Raw genomic sequence first — 5,756 nt, forward strand, 5'->3', positions numbered from 1 at the left:
TCTTCATTAAATACGTAGTCAACCATATTAAAATCTGGTTTAGTTAATGGATAAACATAAATGGTCTTATCTCCAACTTTAAATTTTTTATCTTTTAAAAAATGATAAAAAAGATATGCACCTTCAATACTTGCTCCAAGTAATTTCCCATATCCAGTTACATTTAATGGTAAAACCTTATGAGCTGTCCAAACTGCAGCTGCAGTTGCTCCTGCTTTAGATCCTTCGAGAATATATGCCCCAAGTAATGCAGGAATATCCGCTCCTTTTTCAAACACATATGTTGCAAAGTATGAAATTACGTCACGCATTCTAATATCTTTTACAACAATACCACCAGCGGAATAAGGGATATACCCCATTTTGTGTGGATCAATTGTTATTGTTTCAACTTGACTCATTGCTTTAAATGAATTATAAATATCTTTTGATAACCATTCATTGTTTCCAGTAAAAATGTTATATTTCTTATATATTTTATCGATTTTGTCATAATCAATAAATGTATTGTTTTCATCTAAAAAAATAGAACGAGCATATCCACCATAAGCAGCATCTATATGAATATAGAAGTAAATGCCTTCTTTCATTAATTTTTCTCGTAATGTAACAATTTTATCAATACGATCTACTTGCCCTTCTTCTGTTGTACCAATAACACCTACCACACCAAGAATTGGTATGTTTTCTGCAGTCAATTCCCGAATTTTTTCTTCGAGTTTATCAATGTTCATGCGATAATGATGATCAACTTCAATTGCTTCTACACAATCAAGACCGATGCCAATAATATCTGCTGCTTTTAGCCAAGAATAGTGCTTTGTTTGCGGAATTAACCATCTACCTAATTTTTGTAAATGATGGCCACTACGTGCGGAGTGCGCTTTGATTTCATCAATTTTTTCAGGAATTTGATTTAAAATATCTAAAATTTCTTCTGTAGACATATTTAATAATTCCCATTCCGTTTTCCCTTCAACAAATTTAGGAACGACTTCTTTAACAGCTAAAGGAAGAGACTTCATGTTTCTTGCATACCAAAGACCCTCTAGATTAGCAATGGAACCATCTGCACAAATGTGTCCCCAGCTTTTTTCTTTTTTATAACCCATAAGTGTAGCAAATTCATGGCCGACTTCCTCTTCCATTTGAGAAGTGCCTGGGGAAGATTCATATGCCACATTGTTCCCATTCCATAACATTGCAGCTGTATACGCAATAATAGCTGGCATAAGTGTTTCAGAATTCATATGTCCCCAAAACCTTCCGGCCGAATGCCATGGTAATGAATTTGTACGAAGTTTTGAAGATAATACATTCATGACACTACGGATATGGTCCGCTGTTTCTTGAAAACTTTTTGAACTTTTATCTTGAGGAGTAATAACCGGTAAATCTTGTGGTTGGTAATTTTGTCGCCAACCAACATGTTCATCTACCAATTTGATTAATAACTCCTTGAATAAGTCAGCATTTTCACCCTTATCACCTAAGAATAATGCTTTTAAATTTATATCTGGCATTTCATATTTCATCTTTCATTTCCTCCAAATCACTCAAATATTCAATAACCATATTTAAGGAATAAGTACTAATTATTCGTAACGTTTTAGTTTGCTCGCTTCAAATCATCTAATTTGTTATCTTCTTTCTTCCATTCTGGTTTTTTATATTTATTAATAATAAGAGCAATACCAATCATTACTATTGTGGCTCCTACTTGATATATAATATATCCCGTATATTGGCTCGGCTTTAAAATGGATGGCGGAATAATACTTACAACAATTGTAAATACAATACACATTATCGACAAAATAGACATTGTCCACATTAATCCATTCCCTCTGCTGCCCAATCTGAATGGTCTTTCAACTTCTGGCATTTTATAACGTAACCGAATTGCTGAGATAGCAATTAATGTATATACTACACAATATAAAATAGTTGTTGTAATCGTCATAATTAAGAATGCACTGCTAACATCTGGAACTACTACATATAATATTGCTACTAAAGAAATGACAATTGCTTGAATCAAGACAAATGTAATAGGAATATCTTTGCTCGTTCTTTTTTGGAAGAATTTCGGGAGGTTACCTTCTTCTGCAACTTTAATCATTGATTTACTTGGTCCAAGTACCCAAGCACTTAACTGTACTAAAACCCCAATTAAAATCATTAACGAAATGAGATTAACAACAATCAATGGAATACCTAGATCTTTACAAAAAATCAAATACGGTTGCGTAATATTAGCAAGCTCCATTTTTCCCTTTGGCACTGCATTTGAAACCGTTAAACCAGCAACGATATTAAAAATTGCTAATAAAATGACAGAAGTAATAACAGCAAGCGGATAGTTACGTTTTGGGTTTTCAATATTATTCGCATGTACTGATGAAATTTCTACTCCAGCAAAAATAAAGATGATTCCTGATAAATAAGTTAAACTTCCTAAATCTTTAAAATTAGGAATGATATCTCTTGGTTTAAAGCCACCTAAATAACTATTAGTTTGAATCCCGTTCTTAATCATGTACATAACACCTAAAACTACAAGGATAACAAACGGAATATATACCCCGATAACCGCTCCCCAATTCCCTGCAATTTTAACCATATCAAATTTAAGATTTAATAATGTAACACTCCAGTATGAGATGAGAATAAGAGCAAAAATAAAATAATTATTTGAAGATAGTTCAGGTTTATTAATAACATACCCTAAAAGAACACCTACAGTTGATGAAACCATAACCATCCCAAAAAACATTTGAACCCATAATAACCAGGAGGTAACAAATCCCCACCTTTCACCTAAAGCGTTTTTCACCCAAACCTGTGGTCCGCCTTCTTCAGGAAATCCTGTTGAAAGTTCGGCTGACATTAATGCAATTGGTAAGGCAAATGCGAACGCAGCTATCAACATATAGAAAATTTGGGTCCAACCAGTAATGGCAAGAGTCGGCACACTACGCACCGTTCCAAAAAAAGCCATCGTAATACCAATCAACCCAAAAAGTGTTAATTGTTTCGTCTTGGTCATAAATATAGCCTTCTTTCTCATATTCAATTTGAATTAAATATATTATTTGAAAATAAATACAATGAATAAGCAAATTTTTTAACACCTATTAAAAACTCTATAAAAGATATAGAACATACCTTTATTAAGTTGCCATGCCACTTAATATTTATGTTAAGTAAATATTGGGTAAGTTTTGGTTTTCTTTAAATTCTTAAGAGATGATTCTATTGCAAAAAACTATTCCACATTCAGAAAAGATGATATTTTCCGAATTCACTCAACCAAAAGTTTCAAAATATCCTATAAGCACTACAATAAGGGAGTTTCTAGCGCAAACATTCACAATACAAATACTAGCTATGGTATAAAATTCGCAGCTGATACAGACGTACATACTGTGAAAACGCAACGTGCTAAATCTGCAGCTGAAAAATTAAATCCTTTTGGCACTAATCAATAATAAAAAAACACTTCTCTTGAGACGAGAAGTGTTTTCTTATTATCAACTACGAAGAAAATATAGGATTCTTATTAAAAAATTACTAATGCAGAAAAACTCTATCTTTGCCAAGCAACATTCTAAAATAACTTTTCACTTTCGGTTTACTGAGAACAGCTTGTTATGGGCGGCTCTTCAGCTTTAGGAGGAACTTGTTCACTTTGAGACATCGGTAAATGAATTGTAACAGATGTTCCCACACCAACTTCACTCATAATGCTAATTCTACCTTGATGTCTTTCGATAATTTTATAACTTAGCATTAATCCAATTCCTGTTCCTTTTTCTTTCGTACTATAGAAAGGTTCTCCTAGTCTTCTAATTCTTTCTTCTGGAATTCCAACACCTTCATCAATTAAATCGATTATGACTTCATCATTCCTTGTCTTTTTAATATGAATCAAAATCTTACCGCCCTTTGGCATCGCTTCAATTGAATTTTGCAAAATATTAATAAATACTTGTTTTAGTTGGTTTTCACAACATTCAATGATTAATTCTTTTGAATCTGCGACTAAATCGATTTGGATATTTGTCATAATTGCTTTCGTATTAATTAATGAAACGACACTTTTAAATATCAAATAGAGATTTTTCTTTTCAGCAGGAATAACCTCCGTTTTAGCGATTGATAAAAATTCATGAAGAATGGATTCAATTCTTTCAATTTCTGAAAGCATAAGATCAAAATATTTCTCCTGGTCTTCTTGATTAATTTGAAACAATTGAATAAATCCCTTAATTACCGTTAACGGATTTCTAACTTCATGTGCTACCCCAGCAGCTAATTGTCCGATTGCAGCAAGTGTATCTGATTTATTTAGTAATTCTTCTGTCCTTTTTCGTTCCGTAATATCACGAACAATGATCATAACTTTATCTTTCAATAATGGAAAACATCTAGCTTCAAAGAAACTAATACTCCCTTTAATTGTGAGGTGATATTCAACAATAACAGTTGATTCTTTTTGTTGTACTTGATAAATAGCTTCACGAAATTGCTGTGCTACAGGTGAAGGCAGTACTTCATAAAACTTTTTCCCCATAAAAGATTCTACAGGTACATAAAACTTTGCAGGAGATCCAGCTTTATAATCTATTATCGTTCCATCAACTTCTGTTAAAAAACATAGATCAGGTAACGCTTTAAAAATAAGTTCTAATTCGGATGTTTGTTGTTTTAGTTGTTCTTCTATCTCTTTTAAATGCGTAATATCAACTCCAACAGCCCAATAACTAAATCCAGATACAGGAAACTGTTCTGATATGTTTGACCACATAATCGTTTTCGTTTCACCATTTTTGCATGTTAAATTCATTTCCCAGTCCCGAAAATTTTTTCCGCAAACCGAAAATTCTTGCTCCTTTTGACGGCGATAATTTACATCTGGATATAATAAATCAAGTGCCTTGGGATTTCCAATAATTTCTTCCGCTGTGTAACCTGTTACAAGTTCACATTCACGATTCCATAAAATAAATTCACCATTGTAATCAAGAGCATCTACCATAACAGGCATATTTTGCAAGATTGTATATAACTGTTCTTTTTTTTGAGAGAACAAATGTATATTTTTGTTTTGATTTTGAAATTTATCCATTGCACGATTCACAATGAGATTTGAAAGCATTTCGAAGTATTTTTGACAATTGAAGATGTCATCTTTTATGGAACAAGCAACAAATGAGCCTAGATGTTGTTCATTTGCAATGATTGGAATTTCAATCTTTGTAAGTTTACTATTTATTTCTTGATCCATACCGAATGAAAAAATACATTCTCTTTCAGCATCAAGAAGTTGATGTGAGATATTTGTTAACTTATAAAATTGTTCTGCCATGGTTTCTATTGTGTTCACATCAATGAGTTCCATTAGCCGAGCATTCATTCTTGTTTCACCTCTATATGTAAATTTAATACCAATTTTTAATTTATGCTTCTCCATTATACGAATAATGTCCTCACAGGTATATAGTGGAAACGTGATTATTCAAAAAAATTTTTATTTTTCAATAAAAGTTCATTCATAATCATACAAAGATAAATTCACAAAATATTCATAATTAAAGGAAAAAATATACACATTTATTCTAATATATTCTATATAATCGTTGTAATAAGGATCCTATGGATCTCATAGAATACCTTAACCCCTAATAAAAAGTAAAAAAGAATCCGTTTTGGATTCTTTTTTACTTTTTATACCATTACATGATGATACAAAG

Annotated in this window: 3 protein-coding genes; all 3 read right to left on the reverse strand. The window is 31.9% G+C overall.

Translation table 11 applies throughout. From position 1 onward, the window contains the following. Positions 1–1,535, reverse strand: a 1,535-nt coding sequence (gene tdc / locus V7183_RS21745) for a tyrosine decarboxylase (RefSeq protein ID WP_335360802.1), incomplete at its 3' end; no start/stop codon positions are given. A 74-nt stretch (positions 1,536–1,609) separates the two neighbouring features. Continuing rightward, positions 1,610–3,049, reverse strand: a complete 1,440-nt coding sequence (gene tyrP, locus V7183_RS21750) for a tyrosine-tyramine antiporter (RefSeq protein WP_097897554.1) — start codon at positions 3,047–3,049, stop codon at positions 1,610–1,612. Between the two features lie 585 nt (positions 3,050–3,634). Further along, positions 3,635–5,419, reverse strand: a complete 1,785-nt coding sequence (locus V7183_RS21755; RefSeq protein ID WP_335360803.1) for an ATP-binding protein — start codon at positions 5,417–5,419, stop codon at positions 3,635–3,637. Between the last annotated feature and the right edge of the window lie 337 nt (positions 5,420–5,756).

Source organism: Bacillus sp. JJ1127 (assembly GCF_036965845.1).
Taxonomy (GTDB): domain Bacteria; phylum Bacillota; class Bacilli; order Bacillales; family Bacillaceae_G; genus Bacillus_A.